Consider the following 21,121-nt stretch of genomic DNA (forward strand, 5'->3'; position numbering starts at 1 on the left):
CCACCCGTGCGGCAGCCGCACAAGTCTGCGGCTATGGACACGTTAACGCCAGGGCCCGGCGGCCCGTGGGGCGCCTGGGGAAGGCCGCACAATGGTGCGGTGGCGATAGATGTGACCTGGAAGTGGTCCCTTGTCGTGCCGCTGAAGCCGCTGGCCGTGGCCAAGAGCCGGTTGGCCACGGCGGCCGGTGCGGTACGGCCCGCGCTGGCCCTGGCGTTCGCGCTGGACACGGTCGCGGCGGCGCTGGCCTGCGCCGAGGTGGCCGACGTGACCGTGGTCACGGACGACGAGCGGGCCGGGGCGGAGCTGGCCGCCCTGGGTGCCTTCGTGGTGCCCGACGCCCCGGCGGCGGGGCTGAACGCCGCGCTGCGGTACGGGGCGGACCGGGTGCGGGCCCGCGATCCGTACGCGGCGGTCGCGGCGCTGAACGGCGATCTCCCGGCCTTGCGGCCCGCTGAGCTGGCATGGGTGCTCCAGGAGGCCGCGGGCGGCCAGGAGCGGGCTTTTCTGGCCGACGCGGCCGGTGTGGGGACAACCTTGCTCGCCGCTCCGCGCGGTTCGGCCCTCTCCCCCGCCTTCGGCGGCGCCTCCCGCGCCCGCCACCTGGCCACCGGGGCCCGCGAGATCGCCCTGCGGCGGGTGCCGTCGGTGCGGCAGGACGTGGACACCGGCGACGACCTGCGCGCGGCCCTGGCCCTGGGCGTCGGCGAACGTACGGCGCTGGCCGCCGCCGGGCTGCTGATCGCGGACTGAACCACCGGCCGGGCCGGGCACCCGTGCCGTGACCGGCGGTCTCCCCCGGGCCGGGCACTAGGCTGCGGCCCATGCAGGCAACCGCGTTCACCTACGACCCCGAGACCCGCGGCGGCAGCGTGCTCCTCGACGACGGGACGCCGCTGCCCTTCGACGCCGCCGCCTTCGACGCGGGCGGCCTGCGCCTCCTGCGCCCCGGCCAGCGCGTCCGCATCCGCACCGACGGCTCCGCCGACACCCGCCGGGTGGTCTTCATCACCCTCCAGACCTTCCCGGACCCCGCGGGACCGAAGGTGTAGCGAAGGGGCTCCCTGACGCAGGGCGGTTCGCCGGTAGCCGGCGAGCCAAAGGCGGGTCCAAGCCGCCCGTGGGGGCGCCCCCGGACGGAGTCCGGGGGAGAGAAGGCGGCCAAAAAAACGAGCGCGGGCCGGGCTCCCCTGGGGGAACCCGGCCCGTCGCGGTCCGTGGGACGGACTACTACCTGGTGGCGCTCCGCTTGGCGGCGGTCTTGCGGGCGGTCGCGCGCTTGGCCGGGGCCTTCTTCGCGGCGACCTTCTTGGCCGGGGCCTTCTTGGCCGCCGCCTTCTTGGCGGTGGTCTTCTTCGCCGTGGCCTTCTTGGCGGTGGTCTTCTTGGCCGCCGTGGTCTTGGCCGCGGCGGTCTTCTTGGCGGCGGAGGCCTTCTTCGCGACCGTCTTCTTGGCCGCGGTGACCTTCTTGGCCGCCGCCTTCTTGGTGGTGGTCCTCGTGGTGGTGGAAGCGCCGCCGCTGAGGCTGCCCTTGGGCGCCTTCTTCACCGCGACGTCGTTCTTCGGGAGCTTCTTGGTGCCGCTGACCAGGTCCTTGAAGCCCTGACCCGCGCGGAACCGCGGCACCGAGGTCTTCTTGACCCGGACCCGCTCCCCGGTCTGGGGATTGCGGGCGTAACGGGCCGGACGCTCCACCTTCTCGAACGAACCGAAACCGGTGACCGAGACCCGGTCGCCCGAGACCGTCGCACGGACGATCGCGTCGAGAACCGCGTCAACCGCGTCCGCGGCGGCCTGGCGGCCACCTACCTTGTCGGCAATCGCTTCTACGAGCTGCGCCTTGTTCACGTCTTCCCCTTCGGAAACTTGCCCGGCGAATGAGTGCGGGCTTTTTCGCACGCTAGGCGGATATATACCGCAAATCAAATACGAAACGGGCGAATCACCCTTGTGCCGCAACGAACTCGGTGCTCTACGGGATCAGCGATCCGGGATTCCGAGGTCGTCCAACTCAGCCGTTAACACGTCCAGGCGCCGTGCCGCGTCGGCGAGATCGTGCTTCGCCACAGCGGTCACCGCGAGCAGCCGGCGACTCAACTCCCGCCGTGTCCCATCAGGGACTTCGGGATTCGCGACGCGCAGATGCGCCTGCTTCAGACGCGCGGCGAGAACCCCGTAGAGCTGGAGTTGGCCGTCGCGTTCCATGCGTCGATTGTGCCATCTGCGGCGAGTTGTCGGGAGCGACAGGGCCAACCGGGTGTTCCGGGCCGTTTTCCGGACACTCCTGGACCGCCCGGACGGACCCTCCTGGGCCGCCCCCACGGGCACTTCGGGACCGGCCCAGACATCGCCCGGACACGCAGAAGCGCCCTCTGCGGACGGGCAGAGGGCGCTTCTTGGGGCCGAACAGGGCCGAACGGGTCGGTCAGACCTGCACGGTGCTCGGCTTGAAGGACGGGCGGCCGGCTTCGAACGCCGAGATGTCGGCCTCGTTGGCGAGGGTCAGGCTGATGTCGTCCAGCCCTTCCAGCAGCCGCCAGCGGGCGTTGTCGTCCAGTTCGAACGCCTCGGTCAGCGACACACCGGGGCCCTCGGCGCGCACCTCGCGGGCCACCAGGTCGACGGTGATCTCGGCCTGCGGGTCGGCCTCGACCAGCTTCCAGAGCGATTCCACCGTCTCCTGCGGCAATACGACCGTGAGCAGGCCGTTCTTCAGCGAATTGCCGCGGAAGATGTCCGCGAAGCGGGACGAGATCACGGTCTTGAAGCCGTAGTTCTGCAAGGCCCAGACCGCGTGTTCGCGCGACGAACCGGTGCCGAAGTCGGGTCCGGCGACGAGCACGGTGGCGCCCTGCCGCTCGGGGGCGTTGAGGACGAAGTTCTCGTCCTTGCGCCAGGCTTCGAACAGCCCGTCCTCGAATCCGTTGCGCGTGACCTTCTTCAGCCAGTGCGCGGGGATGATCTGGTCGGTGTCCACATTGCCGCGGCGCAGCGGTACGGCCCGGCCGGTGTGCGTGGTGAAGGCTTCCATGGGGGCTCAGACCTCCGTCAGGACAGGGGCGTCGGACAGGTCGGCGGGCGAGGCGAGGTGGCCGAGCACCGCGGTGGCGGCGGCCACCTGCGGCGAGACCAGGTGCGTACGGCCGCCCTTGCCCTGCCGGCCCTCGAAGTTGCGGTTCGAGGTGGACGCGGAGCGCTCGCCGGGGGCGAGTTGGTCCGGGTTCATACCCAGGCACATCGAGCAACCCGCGTGCCGCCATTCGGCGCCGGCGGCGGTGAACACCTTGTCCAGGCCCTCCTCGACGGCCTGCAACGCGACCCGTACGGAGCCCGGCACGACCAGCATGCGGACGCCGTCGGCCACCTTGCGGCCCTCGACGACCGACGCGGCGGCCCGCAGGTCCTCGATCCGGCCGTTGGTGCAGGAGCCGACGAAGACGGTGTCCACGGCGACCTCGCGCAGCGGCTGGCCCGCGGACAGGCCCATGTACTCCAGCGCCTTCTCGGCGGAGAGCCGGTCGCCGGGGTCGGCGAAGGACGCCGGGTCCGGCACGGCCGCGCTCAGCGGCGCGCCCTGGCCGGGGTTGGTGCCCCAGGTGACGAACGGCGCCAGGGTGGCGGCGTCGATCCGCACCTCGTGGTCGAAGACCGCGTCGTCGTCGGTGCGCAGCGTCTTCCAGTACGCCACCGCCGCGTCCCAGTCCGCGCCCTTGGGGGCGTGCACGCGCCCTTCCAGGTAGTCGAACGTGGTCTGGTCGGGGGCGATCATGCCGGCCCGCGCGCCCGCCTCGATCGACATGTTGCAGACGGTCATCCGCGATTCCATCGACAGCTTCTCGATGGCGGAGCCGCGGTATTCGATGACATAACCCTGGCCGCCGCCGGTGCCGATCTGCGTGATCACGGCGAGGATCAGGTCCTTGGCGGTGACGCCGGGGGGCAGTTCGCCGTCCACGGTGATCGCCATCGTTTTGAACGGCGCGAGCGGCAGCGTCTGGGTGGCCAGCACGTGTTCGACCTGGGAGGTGCCGATGCCGAACGCCAGCGCGCCGAAGGCGCCGTGCGTGGAGGTGTGCGAGTCGCCGCAGACCACGGTGGTGCCCGGCTGGGTCAGCCCGAGCTGCGGGCCCACCACGTGGACGACGCCCTGCTCGACGTCGCCCAGCGGGTGCAGCCGTACGCCGAACTCCGCGCAGTTCTTGCGCAGCGTTTCGAGCTGGGTGCGGGAGACCGGGTCCGCGATGGGCTTGTCGATGTCGAGGGTGGGGGTGTTGTGGTCCTCGGTGGCGATGGTGAGGTCGGTACGCCGCACCGGTCGGCCGTTCATCCGCAGCCCGTCGAACGCCTGGGGGCTGGTCACCTCGTGGAGCAGGTGAAGATCGATGAAGAGCAGATCGGGCTCGCCCTCGACGCGGCGGACGACATGGTCGTCCCAGACTTTTTCCGCGAGTGTCCTACCCATCGCTGTCCCTCCGGCCCGCACCCTCGCGGGCCAACTCGTGTGTGGTGCACGTGTATGCCGGACGCCGTCGGTTCCCCTGGTGTCTCCGCGGGAGCACGGCGGTCCTGCCCTGTGCCCCCAGCCTGACGGCTTCCCCGGAAAATTGAGCTTGCGTTTCACAGTGTGAGACGCGAATATCGTTGCATGGACAATTCTAGCGGCGTCGGCGTTCTCGACAAGGCGGCTCTGGTGCTCAGCGCACTGGAGTCGGGACCGGCCACCCTGGCCGGCCTCGTCGGCGCCACGGGCCTGGCCCGCCCCACCGCGCACCGCCTGGCGGTCGCGCTCGAACACCACCGCATGGTGGCCCGCGACATGCAGGGCCGTTTCATCCTGGGACCGCGGCTGTCGGAGCTGGCCGCCGCCGCGGGCGAGGACCGGCTGCTGGCGACGGCGGGCCCGGTCCTGACCCACCTGCGGGACGTCACGGGAGAAAGTGCCCAGCTCTACCGCCGTCAGGGCGACATGCGCATCTGCGTGGCCGCGGCGGAGCGCCTTTCCGGCCTGCGGGACACCGTGCCGGTCGGCTCCACGCTCCCGATGAAGGCCGGGTCCGCCGCGCAGGTCCTGATGGCCTGGGAGGAGCCCGAGCGGCTGCACCGCGGCCTCCAGGGCGCGCGCTTCACCGCCACCGCGCTGTCGGGCGTACGCCGCCGCGGCTGGTCGCAGTCGATCGGCGAGCGGGAGCCCGGTGTCGCCTCGGTGTCCGCGCCCGTCCGCGGCCCCTCCAACCGCGTGGTCGCCGCCGTCTCCGTCTCGGGACCGATCGAGCGGCTGACCCGGCACCCGGGCCGGATGCACGCGCAGGCCGTCATCGACGCCGCGGCCCGGCTGAGCGAGGCGCTGCGCCGCAGCGGCTGAACCGTCCTCGGCAGGGGCCGCCGGTGCGCGAACGCCCCTGCCCGGTACGGCGGTTGGACCGCGGGAGAGGACGACGGCCGGGAACGACGGCCGGAAACGAAAAAGGCCCCCACCTGAGTGAGGACCTCGGCCGTACCGTTACTTCTCTGCTTGCGTACCCCCGACCGGATTCGAACCGGCGCTACCGCCTTGAGAGGGCGGCGTGCTAGGCCGCTACACAACGGGGGCCCTAGCGATCCTGCATCATGACCAACGGGTGCGACCCAGGTGATCACGCGGGAAGGATCTGTACCCCCGACCGGATTCGAACCGGCGCTACCGCCTTGAGAGGGCGGCGTGCTAGGCCGCTACACAACGGGGGCTCGCACTGCAATGCACTGAACTATGCGCTGGGGTACCAGGACTCGAACCTAGAACAACTGAACCAGAATCAGCCGTGTTGCCAATTACACCATACCCCATCAAAACGCAACCCCTTGCGGGATTGTGCTTGGATCACGCCCCCCTGCCGGACCTTTCGGCCCTCTCGGGCGGCGCAGGAAGAACATTACCCGATGCGGGACACCGCTCCAAAACGAGTATCGCCGCGCAGCAGGTCAGCAAGCTCGGCGAGACCGGTGATGCGGGTGAGGTCGGGACGGGAGCCGAGGTCGTGGCGGTCCAGCCAGATGCCGACCAGGCCCGCGTCGGCCGCGCCGCGGGCGTCGATGTCCGGCTCGTTGCCCACGTACGCGACCTCGTGCGGCTCCAGGGACAGCGCCTCGCAGGCCGCGTGGAAGGCCGCGGCGGCGGGCTTGGAGACCCCCAGCTCCGCGGCGCACAGCAGCACCTCGAAGCGGTCCCGTACGCCCAGCGCGCGCAGCTTGCGGTCCTGTACGACGAAGGCGGAGTTGGACAGCACCGCGTGCCGGTAGTGGGGGGTGAGGCCGTCCAGGGCGGGTACGGCGTCGGGGAAGAGGGACCAGGCGGCCTCGTAGTGCGTGCGGTGGCGGTCGAACCACTCCTCGGCCTCCGCGTCCGTCAGCGGCAGCCCCAGGAAGTCGCGCACGCGGTCCCTGCGCTGCGCCTCGAAGTCGCACTCCCCCGCCGAGAACCGCGCCCAGTGGAGCTCGGTCAGCTCGGCCCAGCGCAGCACGGCGGCCTCCACGCTCCCGCAACCGTCCGGCAGTCCCTCGACGGCCAGATGGGCCCGCAGGCCGACGCGGTCGGCGCTCGCGTAGTCGAAGATCGTGTCGTCGATGTCCCAGAGAACCGCTCGTATCGGCATAACGCCCAGGGTACGAAGCGGGTCAGCTCCGCGCGACGACCTTGTTGGTCAGGGTGCCGATGCCCTCGACCGTCACGGAGACCTCGTCCCCCGGCCGGATCGGGCCGACGCCCGCGGGGGTGCCGGTGAGCAGCACGTCACCGGGGAGCAGCGTCATCGCCTCGGTGATGTTGACGATCAGGTCCTCGATCGAGTTGATCATCTGCGCGGTGCGGCCCGCCTGGCGCAGCTCGCCGTTGACCGTCGCGGTGATGGCGAGGTCGGAGGGGTCGAGGTCGGTCTCGATCCAGGGGCCGAGCGGGCAGGAGGAGTCGAAGCCCTTGGCGCGCGCCCACTGCTTCTCGGTCCGCTGGGTGTCGCGGGCCGTCACGTCGTTGGCGCAGGTGTAACCGAGGATGACGTCGCGGACCCGCTCGCGCGGCACCTCGCGGCACAACCGGCTGATGACGACGGCCAGTTCGGCCTCGTGGTGCACCTCCTGCGAGAAGGAGGGGTACACGATCGGGTCGCCGTGGCCGATCACGGAGGTGGAGGGCTTGAAGAAGGCCCAGGGCGCCGTCGGCACCTCGTGGCCCAACTCCTTCGCGTGGTCCGCGTAGTTGCGGCCGATGGCGACGACCTTGTTCGGCAGCACGGGCGGCAGCAGCCGCACCTTGTCGAGCGGGACCCGCGTACCGGACAGCTCGAAGTCCGCGAAGGGGATGCCCTTCATGATGTTGATGACGAGGCCGTCGTGGCCGGCTGTTCCGCCGTCGCCTTCGCCGCCGTCGGTGCCTTCGGCCGCTTCGACAGCCCCAAAGGCGACATTGCCGTCGATCGAGAACCTCGCGATACGCATGGGCCCAGCTTAGTGGCCGGGCCCATACGCGCCGATCAGGCGGTGGGCAGCTCGTGCAGGACGGTGCGGCGCGGGTTCGCGGTGACCTGCGGCAGGGGCTCGGCGACGGCCTGCTCGGCGGTCGTGGCGGCTTCGGTGTCCGACGCGGCGGGGACCCCGAGTTCAGCGGCGTCCTTGAGGTGCGCGAGGGTGGTGCGGCGCGGGTTCGCGATCGGACGGAACAGCATGGTGGTCTTCATCGGCCGTGTGGACCTCGGTGACTCGGGGCGCCCGCAGGGCGCGGGTTGACAGAAAACCGCGATGTGTAAAGCACCAGGCTAGTGCGGCCCTTTCCCGGAACAACGTGGCCCAGACATGCACCAGGCTGTGATTTTGCTCACTAAGTAAGTCGCAAAGCAGGCATTGCGCGCATCCGACCGGCAGACTCAAACCGGTCAAGTCCCACACAGTCGTACGATTCAGCTGTCATCGACCCGGCTGGGACAGCGAGTGACTCGTGCGAACAGGGGGGTGCTAGGTCCGGAATCCCCCGCTTTCACCACATCAAATGTCAACACTCAGTGCTTGGCCCGACGCGACGAGTAACGGATTCCAACAGGTCGGCTACGGCCCTTGTTGGGAGATCCAGCACTGTGCTGGAATTCCCCGGACCGCCGCATCACATCGAGCCGGCGCGCAGGGGGCGCGTTCGAGCACCGAGCGGTGGTGAAGGGCATCAATCGGCCTCCTCGCAACCCGGGGCGGCCTGAGCCCCCATGACTCGACACCGTCCTGTCCGCTTCATCGCGGGGGACGCCTGGTCCAGAGGTTGCGACGCTAGTGCAGGGACGTTTCAAGAGGGACAGCGGCGCTGCGGGCGACCCGGAGCAGCAGCCCGGCGGGACCGGCAACGGCCCGACACCGCAGCAGGCGGGTGACTCGGCGAGCACTGCGCCGGGCACGACGGCTGCCACCGGACGACCGAGCACGCCCAGCGGCATCGAGGCGGGCAAGATCACCGGTCTCGCGGGCAAGCCGGGGCCCCGAATAGCCATGCGCAACTGGCGCATCAGCACCAGACTCGTCTCCCTGCTCGCCCTCCCGGTGGTCACGGCCACCGTCCTGGGCGGCATGCGCATCAACAGCTCGCTGGACAACATCAACCAGCTCGAGCACATGAAGACGCTGACCGACATCACCGAGCACGCGACGCAGCTCGCCGCCGCGCTCCAGGAGGAACGGGACAGCTCGGCCGGACCGCTGTCGTCCGGCGACAAGACCAACGACGCGGTGGAGGCCTCCCGGCAGGCCACCGACCGCGAGTACAAGCAGTATCTGAACGCCAGCGACAACGTCTCCGAGCGCGACCCGGTCTTCTCCGGCGTCCGCGCCACTCTGCTGGCGATCGGCACGCAGCTCGCCAACCTGGCGGAGATCCGCGACGAGGCGTACACCTCGACCTCCACCATCTCGCAGACGGTCTCGCAGTACGACGACCTGGTGCAGTCCCTGCTCTCGCTGTCCCAGGACATGGCGCAGGCGACCAACAACCCCGAGATGATCCAGAGCACCCGCGCGCTGGCTGCCTTCTCCTCCGCCAAGGAGTACGAGTCGATCCAGCGCGCGGTGATCAGCGCCGCGCTGGCCACCGGCGGCAAGCTGAACGCCAACGACTACCAGTCGGTGAAGTACGGCGCCGCGAACGAGGACACCGCGCTCACCCGGTTCCAGAAGATCTACGGACCCAAGAGCGCGGCGCTGCTGACCCCGATCGAGGGCGGCAACCTCACGATCAGCGCGCACGACACCACGCGCCAGCGCATCGCCGCCTCGCAGAACGCGATCACCAAGATCGACAGCTCGTACCTCGACTGGGACGACGCGGCCAAGACCAAGATCCAGGCGATGAGCCAGATCGAGCGGTCGCTGCTCAACGAGATGCAGCAGAAGGCCCTCAAGCTGCAGAGCGAGGCCAAGCAGTCCGCGCTGATCTCCGGCGCGATCATCCTGCTGGTCCTCGGCGTCGCCGTGGTCGGCGCCTTCATCGTGGCCCGCTCGATGATCCGGTCGCTGCGCAGGCTCCAGCAGACCGCCAACGACGTGGCCCAGAAGCGGCTGCCCGAGCTGGTCAAGCAGCTCTCCGAGACCGACCCGCAGGACGTCGACACCTCGGTCGAGTCGATCGGCATCAACAGCCGCGACGAGATCGGCCAGGTGGCGCGGGCCTTCGACGAGGTCCACAGCGAGGCCGTACGACTCGCCGCCGAGCAGGCCCTCCTGCGAGGGAACGTCAACGCGATGTTCACCAACCTCTCGCGCCGCAGCCAGGGCCTCATCCAGCGTCAGCTCTCGCTCATCTCCGAACTGGAGTCCCGCGAGGCCGACCCGGACCAGCTCTCCTCGCTCTTCAAGCTCGACCACCTCGCGACCCGCATGCGCCGTAACGGTGAGAATCTGCTGGTCCTCGCCGGTGAGGAGCCGGGCCGCCGGTGGACCCGCCCGGTCCCGCTGGTCGACGTGCTGCGCGCCGCCGCGTCCGAGGTGGAGCAGTACGAGCGGATCGAACTGACGTCGGTACCGTCGGCCGAGGTCACCGGCCGTATCGTCAACGACCTCGTCCACCTGCTCGCCGAGCTGCTGGAGAACGCGACGTCGTTCTCCTCGCCGCAGACCAAGGTGAAGGTCACCGGTCACTCGCTGCCGGACGGCCGGGTGCTGATCGAGATCCACGACACCGGTATCGGCCTGTCGCCCGAGGACCTCGCGGACATCAACGAGCGGCTGGCGAACCCGCCGACGGTGGACGTCTCCGTCTCCCGCCGCATGGGTCTGTTCGTGGTCGGCCGCCTGTCGCTGCGGCACGGCATCCGGATCCAGCTCCGCCCGTCCGACTCCGGCGGTACGACCGCGCTGGTCATGCTGCCCGTGGACGTCACGCAGGGCGGCCGTAACCCCAAGAACATCGGCCAGATGGGCGGCGGGCGCCCCGCGGGCGCTCCCCCGGCCGCCGCGGGCTCCGGCATCGCCGGCGCGTTCGGCAACTCGCCCAACTCCGCGCCGGTCAACCGGCCGCCGCAGCGCACCCCGGTCGCGGGCGGCCAGCAGCGTCCGGCGCTGAGCCCCGGAGCGGGCCGTCCCGGCGGTCCCCCGCAGCAGGGCGGCACGCCGCGCTGGGCGCAGGACCAGAACGGCGGCCAGCAGGGCTTCCCCGACGACCGCGGTCTCCAGGACACCCCGCGCGGCCACGAGGACGTCGAGGCGGCCTCCGCCTTCGACGCTCCCGGACAGGGCCCGCGCGGCGACTTCCAGCAGCCCGGTGGCGCCTTCGGCCGTCCCCCCGGCGGCGGTCAGGACTTCGGCCAGGGCGGTCAGGGCGGTCAGCAGGGCGGCCAGAACTTCGGCGGCCGGCAGGGCGGTCAGCAAGGCGGTCAGCAGAGCGGTCAGCAGCAGCCGGGCCAGTTCCCGCCGCCGCAGCCGCAGAGCACCGGCCCCTCCGGCTTCCGTTCCGACGTGTTCGGCGGTCGCTCGGGCCCCGCGCCGCGGCAGAACGGTCCCGCTGACACCGCGCAGTTCCCGCCGGTCCGCGACGACGACTTCGCACCGACCGGCCAGGGCAACCAGGGCCAGGGCGGCCAGGGTCACGGCAACCAGGGCAACCAGGGCGGCGGCCGCGGCACCAGCGACACCGGGCAGTTCCCGGTGCAGGGCGGCCCCCACCCGGGCCTGCCGCAGCGCGGCGCCCGCAGCCCCGAAGAGACGTACAGCACGGGCCAGTTCGCGATGCCCGGCCAGCCGCAGGGCGGCCAGGGCCAGGGCGGTCCCGGCGACACGGCGCAGTTCCCGGCCGTGCAGGCCGACGGCACCGGCGAGTTCCGGATGCCCGGCCAGCAGCCCCAGGGCCGTCCGGGCCAGGGCGGTCAGCAGGGACAGGGCGGTCAGCCCGGTCAGCAGCAGGGCTTCCCCGGCAACAACCAGTACCAGGGCCCGCCCCCCAGCGGCCCGCGCCCCGACGCCTTCCCCGGCCAGGGTCTGCCGCAGCGCGGCGGCCCCCAGCAGGGCAACGGCGGCCAGGGCTACGACCAGAACCAGCAGCAGTACCAGGACCCGTACGGGACCGGGCAGTTCCCCGTGCAGCCGCAGCAGCCGCAGCAGGGCAACACCGGTCAGTACCCGGTCCAGCAGCCGATGCAGAGCCCGCAGCAGCCCCAGGCGCCGCAGCCTCAGCAGCAGCAGCCCCAGCAGCCCGCCGAGCCGATGGCGCTGCCCCCGGCCCCGACCCGCGGGGACGAGCCGACGCCGATCTTCTCGTCGATCGAGTCGGACTGGTTCCGCACCGGCCAGGCCGAGCGGATGCAGCAGATCCACGTGGAGCAGAGCGCGCGCGGCCAGGAGGCCCCGCCGGTCCGCCCGGTGGGCCGTACGGCTCCGCCCGCGGCCCCGCAGCGGTTCCGCCCGCAGCGCCCCGGCACGACGGCGCCCGGTGTCGCCAATGGCAACGGAAACGGCAACGGCGGCAACGGCGGGAACAGCGGGAACGGCAACGGGAACGGCGTCCAGCGCCCCGGCGGCGGTCAGCAGCAGCCCGTACAGGCGCCGCCCGCCTCCGTGCCCGCTTCGGCGCAGTACCAGGGCCAGGCTCCCGCCGCTCCGGTGGCGCAGCCGCTGCCCAGGGAGACCCCGAACTGGCGGACCTCGCCCAACGACGCGCTGCGTCAGCGGGCCGAGCAGATCCGCGAACCTTCGGCCGGCGGGGTCACTCCGTCGGGGCTGCCGCGCCGGGTGCCGAGGGCCAACCTCGTCGCCGGTGGCGCGGCGCCGCAGCAAGCGCCGCAGGGCGGCCCGCAGATCTCGCGGGCGCCCGACGACGTACGCGGACGTCTGACCAACCTCCGCCGTGGTATCCAGCAGGGCCGCGAGGCCGGGGGCAACACCGACGGCCGTGGTTTCGGTACGAATCAGGAGCGTTAGTTGAGTGCGATGAGCCAGGCGGCACAGAACCTGAACTGGTTGATCACCAACTTCGTGGACAACACCCCCGGGGTGTCCCACACGGTGGTGGTCTCCGCCGACGGCCTGCTGCTCGCGATGTCCGACGGATTCCCCCGCGACCGCGCCGACCAGCTCGCCGCCGTCGCCTCCGGGCTGACCTCCCTCACGGCCGGGGCGTCCCGGATCTTCGAGGGCGGCGCGGTCAATCAGACCGTGGTGGAGATGGAGCGCGGCTTCCTCTTCATCATGTCCGTCTCCGAGGGTTCCTCCATCGCCGTGCTGGCGCACCCCGAGTGCGACATCGGCCTGGTCGGCTACGAAATGGCCCTGCTCGTCGACCGAGCGGGCACCGTCCTCACCCCGGATCTCCGTGCAGAGCTCCAGGGCAGCCTCATGCACTGAACCATCCGTCTCCCCCCATGTTTTTCCGTACTTCCCGCACCGCGACAGCACTGCCCGGACACGGAGGACCCTCATGACCCCGCCACCCGCTTCGCCGGGCCCGTACGGCGCGTCCCACCACGCGCCGTACGGGGTGGAAGGCGATCAGCCGCTGGTTCGGCCGTACGCCATGACAGGTGGCCGCACTCGGCCCCGCTACCAGCTCGCCATCGAGGCGCTGGTCAGCACGACCGCCGACCCGGGGCAGTACGCGGGGCTGCTGCCGGAACACCAGCGGATCTGCCATCTCACGCGCGAGATCAAGTCGGTCGCGGAGATCTCCGCTCTGCTCGCCATCCCGCTCGGTGTGGCCAGGATTCTTGTGGCCGACCTCGCCGAGGCCGGCATGGTCGCCATCCATCAGCCGGGCAGCGGCGAGGCGGGCGGCCAGCCTGATGTGACACTGCTTGAGAGGGTGCTCAGTGGACTTCGGAAGCTCTAGGCCGCAGCCGCAGCCGGCGTACGGCGCGCAGCAATCGGTGCGGTCCACCACGTCTGCGAAGATCGTGGTGGCGGGTGGCTTCGGTGTCGGCAAGACCACGTTCGTGGGTGCCGTGTCGGAGATCAACCCGCTGCGCACCGAGGCCGTGATGACCTCGGCCTCGGCCGGGATCGACGACCTGAGCCACGTCCAGGACAAGACCACCACCACGGTGGCCATGGACTTCGGCCGTATCACCCTGGACGACGACCTGATCCTGTACCTGTTCGGGACGCCCGGCCAGGACCGTTTCTGGTTCATGTGGGACGACCTGGTGCGCGGTGCGATCGGCGCCGTGGTGCTGGTGGACACCCGCAGGCTCGCGGACTGTTTCCCGGCCGTCGACTACTTCGAGAACAGCGGCCTGCCGTTCGTCATCGCCCTCAACGGCTTCGACGGACACCAGCCGTACCGTCCGGAGGAGGTGCGCGAGGCCCTCCAGATCGGGCCCGAGGCACCGATCATCACGACCGACGCCCGCCATCGCGGCGAGGCGAAGAGCGCGCTGATCACGCTGGTCGAGCACGCGCTGCTTGCCCGGCTGAAGTAGCGGGCAGGCTCGGAAGAAGGCTCAACAGACAGGCGCCAGCGGCGAGTTGCTGGTGAAAACAAGCCACGGGGACCGGCTGTGTCAGGAGACACGGCCGGTCCCCGTCTTCATAACATTTCGAGAGAGTTTCGGCGGGCGTCGAACACGGCTCGCGCTCAGCCGGTGTCGCAGCGCGTACATCTGTCATATGGTTTGACGGGGGATTTTACTTATGCCCGTTTTATCTTCGCCGTTACTGTGCCGCGTCCCATATGCCGGACGTTTGGCTGGGGCCTACATGACGTGCTGGAATTCGCAGAACCCGAGAGTAGTAACGGCCTTCGTTCGTGCCGTCGCCGAGAGGTTGTTGGTCCAGTGAGGAACACGAGGCGAGCAGAAGCGGGCCCTGCTCAGGGTCCGCGGGGGAACTTCACGCCGCCCCAACGTCCCGGGGGCGCACCCGCCATCTCGGCTCCCGAGCCGCCGGACGACCCGGGCACCCGGCTGAGCATGCGCAACTGGCGGGTCGCGACCCGCCTCAACGTCATCCTGCTGATCCCGGTCCTGGTCGCCCTCGTCTTCGGCGGCTTCCGGGTCAAGAGCTCGGTCGACACCTGGAGCCAGGCCGACGACGCCGTACGTACCGCGAATCTGGTACGCGCCGCCACGACCTACAGTCACGCACTGATCAACGAACGTGATGTCACCGCGGTTCCGCTGCTGGCGGGAAAACGTGACGATCCGGCGGTCTCCACCGCCCGCGCCGCCACCGACGAGGCGGCCCGCGAATTCGACGCCGCCGCGGCCAAGATGCCGAACGAGGCCGGGCTCAAGCGCCGGATGGCCAACTTCAGGACCGTCGAGCCGCAGCTCGCCACGCTCCGCAAGGTCGCGTACACCCGTCAGCTCTCCGGGGTGCAGACCGAGGAGTTCTACGTCAAGATCCAGCACCCGCTGTTGGAACTGGACAATGAGCTAGGTTACGGCACCAGCAATGTCACCGCCTACGGCCGCACCCTCTACGCGGTGTCACTGGCCAAGGCCGCCGAGTCCCTGACCAGGTCGATCGGCACGCACATCCTGGTGCAGAAGCCGGTCTCCGACAAGGAGCTGGCCCTCCAGAAGACCGCGCTGGGCTCGTACCAGTACCTCCAGGGCATCTCGGTCGCGGAGTACAACGGCAGCGGTACGGCCGCGGACGTGCAGCGGCTGAAGGACGCGCAGGCCGCCGCGGAGAAGAAGGGCACCGACCTGATCGGCGAGGCGCAGCGCAAGGCGGAGGCCGCGCACACGGCGTTCGTCGTACCGCCGGACCTGCCGAAGATGGTCACCGAGATCGCCACGCCGGGGAAGACCGTCGCGCAGCTGCGCGCCGAGGGCATCACGCCCGAGTCGTACTTCGCCGCCTCCACGCTCTCCTTCGACGCGTACCACACGGTCGAGAACTCGCTGGCCGACCAGGCCGCCGCCGACGCCTCGACGATCGCGTCGAACGCCAAGCGGGACGCGATCGTGAACTCCGCGATCGTGATCGTGGCGCTGATCCTGGCCTTCATCGTGGCGGGCATGATGGCCCGCTCGATGAGCCGGGCGATGCGGCGGCTGCGCGGCGCGGCCTTCGAGATCGCCGAGACGCGGCTGCCGTCGATGGTCGACCAGCTCTCGCGGACCGACCCGGGCCGGGTGGACACCACCGTGGCGCCGATCCCGATCAACAGCCAGGACGAGATCGGCGAGGTCGCGCGCGCCTTCGACCAGGTGCACCGCGAGGCCGTGCGGCTCGCCGCGGAGCAGGCGCTGCTGCGGGGCAACGTCAACGCGATCTTCACCAACCTCTCGCAGCGCAACCAGGGCCTCATCCAGCGCCAGCTCACCCTGATCACCGAGCTGGAGAACAACGAGGCCGACCCCGACCAGCTCGAGCACCTCTTCCAGATGGACCACCTCGCCACCCGCATGCGCCGCAACGGCGAGAATCTGCTGGTCCTCGCGGGTGAGGAGCCGGGCCGGCAGTGGAATCAGCCGATTCCGCTGGTCGACGTGCTCCGCGCCGCCGCGTCCGAGGTGGAGGCGTACGACCGTATAGAGCTGGTCGGCATCCCGGAGACGGACATCCACGGCAGCGCCGTGACCGACCTGGTGCACCTGCTGGCCGAGCTGCTGGAGAACGCGACGACGTTCTCCTCGCCGCAGACCAAGGTGCGGGTGACCGCGACCCGGCTGCCGGACGGCCGGGTGATGGTGGAGATCCACGACAAGGGCATCGGCCTGACCGCCGAGGACTTCGCCGACATCAACCACAAGCTGGCCGACCCGCCGACAGTCGATGTGGAGATCGCCAAGCGGATGGGCCTGTTCGTGGTCGGGCGGCTGTCCGACCGGCACGGCATCCGGGTGCAGCTCAGGCCGTCGGGCGAGCAGGCGGGTACGACCTCGCTGGTGATGCTGCCCGAGCCGATCACCCACGGCGGTGGCGGCGAGGCCCTGCTGCCGGAGGACGACGAGCGCGACTTCACCGTCTCGCGGATCGTGCCCGAGCAGTCGGTGCAGGACGTCGGCCACATGCCGACCGCGGCCGAGCTGGGCTTCGACGACTCGCGTTACGAGACCGCCGACGGTACGGCGGCGCCGACGCTCGACCCGGTGGGCCGGTCGCTGGTCCGCGAGGAGCGCCGCGCCCAGCTCGAAGCGGCCACGTCGGACCGCCAGGGCGACGAGCCCGGCTTCCCGGAGCAGAACGGTTTCCCCGGACAGGGCGGCTACCCGGAGCAGGCGGAGCAGAACGGCTACCCGGAGCAGGGCCGGCAGGCGCAGCCCCCGTACGACCCGAGCTTCGACCCCGGCTATCAGCAGCAGACCTACGAGCAGGGCTTCCAGTCCGGTTACGAGCAGCAGGGCTACCAGCGGAACGGTTTCCCCGAGAGCGCGCGGGCCTTCGACGACGGCGCGGTGCCGGGGTACGGGCAGGGCGCCCAGCAGGGCTATGACCAGGGCGCCCCGCAGGGCTTCGACCAGGGATTCGACCAGGGCTTCGTTCAGCCCTACGACCCCGCGTACGGCCAGAGCTTCCAGCCGGAGTTCACCGGTTACCAGGCCCCGTCGCAGGAGTGGCCGGTTCCGGAGCCCCCGCAGGAGCCCGAGCCGCGGGCGGACGTAACGGAATCCGCTCCGCCGCTCCCCCAGCGGCCGTCCGAGAGCGTAGGCTCCCCTTCGCTGACGGACGCGGGTTTGCCGCGCCGTGACCGCCAGCGGCCGGAACCACCTCAGGAACAGCCTGCCCAGGAGGCTCCAGAGCCCCGGCAGCACCGGGAACCGGAGCCGACGACCGAATGGCGGTCGACGAATGACGAGAACTGGCACCGGGCCGAGCAGGTCCGCGAGCCCAAGGCGGGCGGGGTCACCCCCTCGGGCCTGCCCCGACGGGTGCCCAAGGCCAATCTGGTCCCGGGCACCGCGGCGCAGACCCCGCAGGGCGGCCCACAGGTCTCCCGCGCCCCCGAGGACGTACGCGGCAGGTTGAGTAACCTGCGGCGTGGCGTCCAGAAGGGACGCACTGCTGGAACTGATACGAACGGACAGGCCACCGAGCACCCATTCGGCGGCCCCCAGAACCAGGAGCGCTAGTTGAGTCCGATGAGCCAGGCGGCACAGAACCTGAACTGGTTGATCACCAACTTCGTGGACAACACCCCCGGGGTGTCCCACACGGTGGTGGTCTCCGCCGACGGCCTGCTGCTCGCGATGTCCGACGGATTCCCCCGCGACCGCGCCGACCAGCTCGCCGCCGTCGCCTCCGGGCTGACGTCGCTCACCGCCGGGGCCTCCCGCATCTTCGAGGGCGGCTCCGTCAACCAGACCGTGGTGGAGATGGAGCGCGGCTTCCTCTTCATCATGTCCGTCTCCGACGGATCCTCGCTGGCCGTACTGGCGCACCCCGAGTGCGACATCGGCCTGGTCGGCTACGAAATGGCCCTGCTCGTCGACCGAGCGGGCACCGTCCTCACCCCGGACCTGCGGGCCGAGCTTCAGGGCAGCCTGCTCAACTAGCTCGAACAGCGTCAACAAAGCGAAGGGCAGCGGTCGTCCGAGTACCAGCCGGGTACTCGGACGGGGGATCGCAGCCGTATCAGGAGGAGGACTCGTGAGCACGTCCCCCGGTGGAGACCCGTACGGCAGCCAGCATCAGCCGCCCCTCAACCCCTACAACTTCCCCTCGGCGCCCTCTCCGGAGCCCGAGCCGCAGTACCGGCAACCGCGTATCCAGCCCTACGCGCCGCCGCAGGGCCCCCGCCACGGCGGCGGCAGCGGCGGTCACGGGGGCGGCGGCAGTTACGGGAACGGCGGTGGGAGCGGCGGCGCGAGCAAGCGGCCCCCCGCCCCTTCCGGGCTCGTCCGCCCTTACGCGATGACCGGCGGCCGTACCAGGCCGCGTTACCAGCTCGCCATAGAGGCGCTGGTCAGTACCACCGCCGACCCCGAGCGACTGCGTGGGCAGTTGCCGGAACACCAGCGGATCTGCCTGCTCTGCCGGGAGATCAAGTCGATCGCGGAGATCTCCGCTCTGCTGACGATTCCGCTCGGTGTGGTCCGGATTCTCGTGGCCGACCTGGCTGAGGCCGGACTGGTCCAGATCCACCAGCCCGGCGGCGACGAGTCCTCGGGCGGACAGCCAGCCGTGACATTGCTTGAAAGGGTGCTCAGTGGACTTCGGAAGCTCTAGCGGGGGCTCCAGCGGGGGCGATACGGTCCGCCGGTCGACCACGTCTGCGAAGATCGTGGTGGCCGGCGGGTTCGGCGTGGGCAAGACCACGTTCGTCGGGGCCGTGTCGGAGATCAATCCGTTGCGCACCGAAGCAGTGATGACGTCCGCGTCGGCCGGGATCGACGATCTGACGCACGCGCCGGACAAGACCACGACGACCGTGGCGATGGACTTCGGCCGCATCACGCTCGACGAGGATCTGATCCTCTATCTGTTCGGGACGCCGGGGCAGGACCGTTTCTGGTTCATGTGGGACGACCTGGTGCGCGGCGCGATCGGCGCGATCGTGCTGGTCGACACGCGGCGCCTGGCGGACTGCTTCCCGGCCGTCGACTACTTCGAGAACAGCGGCCTGCCGTTCGTCATCGCCCTCAACGGCTTCGACGGACACCAGCCGTACGGTCCCGAGGAGGTCCGTGAGGCCCTCCAGATCGGGCCCGAGGCCCCCATCATCACGACGGACGCGCGCAATCGCGGCGATGCCAAGAGCGCGCTCATCACGCTGGTCGAGCACGCCCTGATGGCGCGGCTGCGGTAGGCGCCGGGTCCGCTCTCCCGTAACGGCTTCGGGCCCCACCGCTTGCGCGGTGGGGCCCGAAGCCGTCGTGGGTCGCGCCGGGCGGCCCGTGGAAGGTGCGGCTCAGCCCTGCCAGGAGTGCGGGGCGCGGAAGCCGGGGGTGCGCTCCAGGCGGCGCCAGCCAGCCGTGGAGCGGCGCTTGGGGGTGTCGGCGGCCTCGGGGGCGTCACCGGCGGCGGCACGCGCCAGCAGGATGGCGGTGAGCGCGGCCAGCTCCTCAGGAGCGGCGTGCCCCTTCTCGACGCGCACGAGGGAATCGGCGGGAGTGCTCAAGGTGGTCTCCATGACTACTGGGGCGGGTTGCCGTGCTTGCGCGACGGCAGGTCCGCGTGCTTGGTGCGGAGCATCGCCAGCGAGCTGATCAGCACCGCGCGGGTGTCCGCGGGGTCGATCACGTCGTCGACGAGGCCGCGCTCGGCCGCGTAGTACGGGTGCATCAGCTCGGACTTGTACTCCTTGACCATGCGCGTCCGCATCGCCTCGGGGTCGTCGGCCTCCGCGATCTGGCGGCGGAAGATGACGTTGGCGGCGCCTTCCGCTCCCATCACCGCGATCTCGTTGGTGGGCCAGGCGTAGGTCAGGTCGGCGCCGATGGACTGCGAGTCCATGACGATGTACGCGCCGCCGTACGCCTTGCGCAGGATGATCGAGATGCGCGGCACGGTGGCGTTGCAGTACGCGTACAGCAGCTTCGCGCCGTGCCGGATGATGCCGCCGTGCTCCTGGGAGACGCCGGGCAGGAAGCCCGGCACGTCCAGCAGCGTGACCAGCGGGATGTTGAAGGCGTCGCACATCTGGACGAAGCGGGCGGCCTTCTCGGACGCCTCGATGTCCAGCACACCGGCCAGCGACATCGGCTGGTTGGCGATGATGCCGACCACCTGTCCGTCGAGCCGGGACAGCGCGCAGATGATGTTGGTCGCCCAGCGCTCGTGGATCTCCAGGAACTCGCCCTCGTCGACGATCTCCTCGATGACCTTGCGCATGTCGTAACCGCGGCTGCCGTCGGCCGGCACCAGGTCGAGCAGGACGTCGCCGCGCCGGTCGGCCGGGTCGTGGCTCTCGACGGCGGGCGGGTTCTCGCGGTTGTTCTGCGGGAGCAGCGAGAGCAGGTAGCGCACCTCTTCGAGGCAGGTCTGCTCGTCGTCGTACGCGAAGTGCGAGACGCCGGAGACCTCGGAGTGGACGTCGGCGCCGCCGAGTCCGTTCTGCGTGATCTTCTCGCCGGTCACGGCCTGGACGACGTCGGGACCGGTGATGAACATCTGCGAGGTCTCGCGGACCATGAACACGAAGTCCGTGAGCGCCGGGCTGTACGCCGCGCCGCCCGCGCACGGGCCGAGCATCACCGAGATCTGCGGGATCACGCCCGACGCCTTGGTGTTGCGCTGGAAGATGCCGCCGTATCCGGCGAGCGCCGAGACGCCCTCCTGGATGCGGGCTCCGGCACCGTCGTTGAGGGAGATCAGGGGCGCGCCGGCCGAGATGGCCATGTCCATGATCTTGTGGATCTTGGTGGCGTGCGCTTCGCCGAGCGCGCCGCCGAAGATCCGGAAGTCGTGGGCGTAGACGAAGACCGTACGGCCGTGGACGGTGCCCCAGCCGGTGATGACGCCGTCGGTGTAGGGCCGCTTGGCTTCGAGACCGAAGCCGACCGCACGGTGCCGCCGCAGCGGTTCCACCTCGCGGAAGCTGTCCTCGTCGAGCAGCAGATCGATCCGCTCGCGGGCGGTGAGCTTGCCCTTGGCCTTCTGGGCCTCGGTCGCCCGCTCGCTCGGCCCGCGACGGACCTGCTCGCGGATGGCGAGCAGATCGGCTACGCGACCGCGGGCGTCGTTCACGTCCGCAGGCACCTCTTGCGATGTGGTCATGCCTCGACAGTACGAGCGGGAACCG

At 70.5% G+C, this 21,121-nt stretch carries 20 protein-coding genes and 3 tRNA genes; 11 read left to right on the plus strand and 12 right to left on the minus strand.

The features are described 5' to 3' along the window. Nucleotides 1–99: 99 nt before the first annotated feature. Complete coding sequence (cofC, locus tag ACZ37P_RS23525; protein ID WP_467348468.1) at nt 100–753, plus strand: 2-phospho-L-lactate guanylyltransferase; 654 nt, start codon at nt 100–102, stop codon at nt 751–753. 71 nt (nt 754–824) lie between these two features. Next, on the plus strand, nt 825–1,052 hold the full coding sequence (locus tag ACZ37P_RS23530) for a hypothetical protein (protein ID WP_401306150.1): 228 nt from the start codon (nt 825–827) through the stop codon (nt 1,050–1,052). A gap of 178 nt (nt 1,053–1,230) precedes the next feature. Here the strand turns inward: ACZ37P_RS23530 and ACZ37P_RS23535 are convergent, their stop codons facing one another. The 4 genes from ACZ37P_RS23535 to leuC all read right to left on the minus strand — a co-directional run bounded on the left by ACZ37P_RS23535 (nt 1,231) and on the right by leuC (nt 4,462). Continuing rightward, nucleotides 1,231–1,848 (minus strand): HU family DNA-binding protein, encoded by a 618-nt coding sequence (locus tag ACZ37P_RS23535; RefSeq protein ID WP_355349430.1) that lies wholly within the window; start codon nt 1,846–1,848, stop codon nt 1,231–1,233. 132 nt (nt 1,849–1,980) lie between these two features. Next, nucleotides 1,981–2,205, minus strand: coding sequence for an SCO5555 family protein (locus ACZ37P_RS23540; protein ID WP_188284977.1), 225 nt, complete (start codon nt 2,203–2,205; stop codon nt 1,981–1,983). A gap of 220 nt (nt 2,206–2,425) precedes the next feature. After that, entirely contained in the window at nt 2,426–3,031 is a 606-nt protein-coding gene (gene leuD / locus ACZ37P_RS23545; protein ID WP_355349427.1) for a 3-isopropylmalate dehydratase small subunit, read from the minus strand. Nucleotides 3,032–3,037: 6 nt separating this feature from the next. Beyond that, a complete protein-coding gene (gene leuC, locus ACZ37P_RS23550; RefSeq protein WP_355349424.1) occupies nt 3,038–4,462 on the minus strand; it encodes a 3-isopropylmalate dehydratase large subunit in 1,425 nt (474 codons plus the stop codon). Nucleotides 4,463–4,645: 183 nt separating this feature from the next. On the opposite strand from leuC, the gene ndgR reads away from it, so the two are divergent. After that, a complete protein-coding gene (ndgR, locus tag ACZ37P_RS23555; RefSeq protein WP_188284974.1) occupies nt 4,646–5,362 on the plus strand; it encodes an IclR family transcriptional regulator NdgR in 717 nt (238 codons plus the stop codon). A 155-nt stretch (nt 5,363–5,517) separates the two neighbouring features. Here ndgR and ACZ37P_RS23560 read toward each other — a convergent pair. The 6 genes from ACZ37P_RS23560 to ACZ37P_RS23585 all read right to left on the minus strand — a co-directional run bounded on the left by ACZ37P_RS23560 (nt 5,518) and on the right by ACZ37P_RS23585 (nt 7,706). Continuing rightward, nucleotides 5,518–5,590: transfer RNA gene (locus ACZ37P_RS23560), tRNA-Glu, on the minus strand. Nucleotides 5,591–5,651: 61 nt separating this feature from the next. Continuing rightward, nucleotides 5,652–5,724, minus strand: a tRNA-Glu gene (locus ACZ37P_RS23565). A 27-nt stretch (nt 5,725–5,751) separates the two neighbouring features. Continuing rightward, nucleotides 5,752–5,823 (minus strand) — tRNA-Gln (locus ACZ37P_RS23570). An 86-nt stretch (nt 5,824–5,909) separates the two neighbouring features. Next, the gene (locus tag ACZ37P_RS23575) at nt 5,910–6,629 is read right to left on the minus strand and encodes an HAD family hydrolase (RefSeq protein WP_391050365.1); all 720 of its coding nucleotides are present in this window, start codon (nt 6,627–6,629) and stop codon (nt 5,910–5,912) included. Between the two features lie 22 nt (nt 6,630–6,651). After that, a complete protein-coding gene (locus ACZ37P_RS23580; RefSeq protein ID WP_355349418.1) occupies nt 6,652–7,467 on the minus strand; it encodes a fumarylacetoacetate hydrolase family protein in 816 nt (271 codons plus the stop codon). A 35-nt stretch (nt 7,468–7,502) separates the two neighbouring features. Beyond that, the gene (locus tag ACZ37P_RS23585; protein WP_188284971.1) at nt 7,503–7,706 is read right to left on the minus strand and encodes a hypothetical protein; all 204 of its coding nucleotides are present in this window, start codon (nt 7,704–7,706) and stop codon (nt 7,503–7,505) included. Between the two features lie 580 nt (nt 7,707–8,286). Between ACZ37P_RS23585 and ACZ37P_RS23590 the strand changes: the two genes are divergently transcribed. From ACZ37P_RS23590 to ACZ37P_RS23625, 8 genes are all read left to right on the plus strand, one after another. Continuing rightward, nucleotides 8,287–12,414 (plus strand): sensor histidine kinase, encoded by a 4,128-nt coding sequence (locus ACZ37P_RS23590; RefSeq protein WP_467348472.1) that lies wholly within the window; start codon nt 8,287–8,289, stop codon nt 12,412–12,414. Between the two features lie 9 nt (nt 12,415–12,423). Further along, on the plus strand, nt 12,424–12,837 hold the full coding sequence (locus ACZ37P_RS23595; protein ID WP_317452960.1) for a roadblock/LC7 domain-containing protein: 414 nt from the start codon (nt 12,424–12,426) through the stop codon (nt 12,835–12,837). Nucleotides 12,838–12,910: 73 nt separating this feature from the next. Next, nucleotides 12,911–13,318: a DUF742 domain-containing protein gene (locus tag ACZ37P_RS23600; RefSeq protein ID WP_093717892.1), complete on the plus strand. Its 408-nt coding sequence runs from the start codon at nt 12,911–12,913 to the stop codon at nt 13,316–13,318. After that, complete coding sequence (locus ACZ37P_RS23605) at nt 13,299–13,907, plus strand: GTP-binding protein (protein WP_391050368.1); 609 nt, start codon at nt 13,299–13,301, stop codon at nt 13,905–13,907. Before ACZ37P_RS23600 ends, ACZ37P_RS23605 begins: the two co-directional genes overlap by 20 nt. Before the next feature lie 489 nt (nt 13,908–14,396). Then, nucleotides 14,397–17,510: a nitrate- and nitrite sensing domain-containing protein gene (locus ACZ37P_RS23610; protein WP_467348476.1), complete on the plus strand. Its 3,114-nt coding sequence runs from the start codon at nt 14,397–14,399 to the stop codon at nt 17,508–17,510. A 9-nt stretch (nt 17,511–17,519) separates the two neighbouring features. Next, on the plus strand, nt 17,520–17,933 hold the full coding sequence (locus ACZ37P_RS23615) for a roadblock/LC7 domain-containing protein (protein ID WP_033173109.1): 414 nt from the start codon (nt 17,520–17,522) through the stop codon (nt 17,931–17,933). A gap of 94 nt (nt 17,934–18,027) precedes the next feature. Then, entirely contained in the window at nt 18,028–18,606 is a 579-nt protein-coding gene (locus ACZ37P_RS23620; RefSeq protein ID WP_391050370.1) for a DUF742 domain-containing protein, read from the plus strand. Further along, nucleotides 18,587–19,186 (plus strand): GTP-binding protein, encoded by a 600-nt coding sequence (locus ACZ37P_RS23625; protein WP_355349403.1) that lies wholly within the window; start codon nt 18,587–18,589, stop codon nt 19,184–19,186. The genes ACZ37P_RS23620 and ACZ37P_RS23625 overlap by 20 nt, the downstream gene beginning before the upstream one ends. Before the next feature lie 102 nt (nt 19,187–19,288). Here the strand turns inward: ACZ37P_RS23625 and ACZ37P_RS23630 are convergent, their stop codons facing one another. Next, a complete protein-coding gene (locus tag ACZ37P_RS23630; protein WP_391050371.1) occupies nt 19,289–19,498 on the minus strand; it encodes an acyl-CoA carboxylase epsilon subunit in 210 nt (69 codons plus the stop codon). A 14-nt stretch (nt 19,499–19,512) separates the two neighbouring features. After that, a complete protein-coding gene (locus ACZ37P_RS23635) occupies nt 19,513–21,096 on the minus strand; it encodes an acyl-CoA carboxylase subunit beta (RefSeq protein WP_355349397.1) in 1,584 nt (527 codons plus the stop codon). Between the last annotated feature and the right edge of the window lie 25 nt (nt 21,097–21,121).

The sequence above is a fragment of the Streptomyces sp. NPDC024632 genome, from assembly GCF_055559175.1.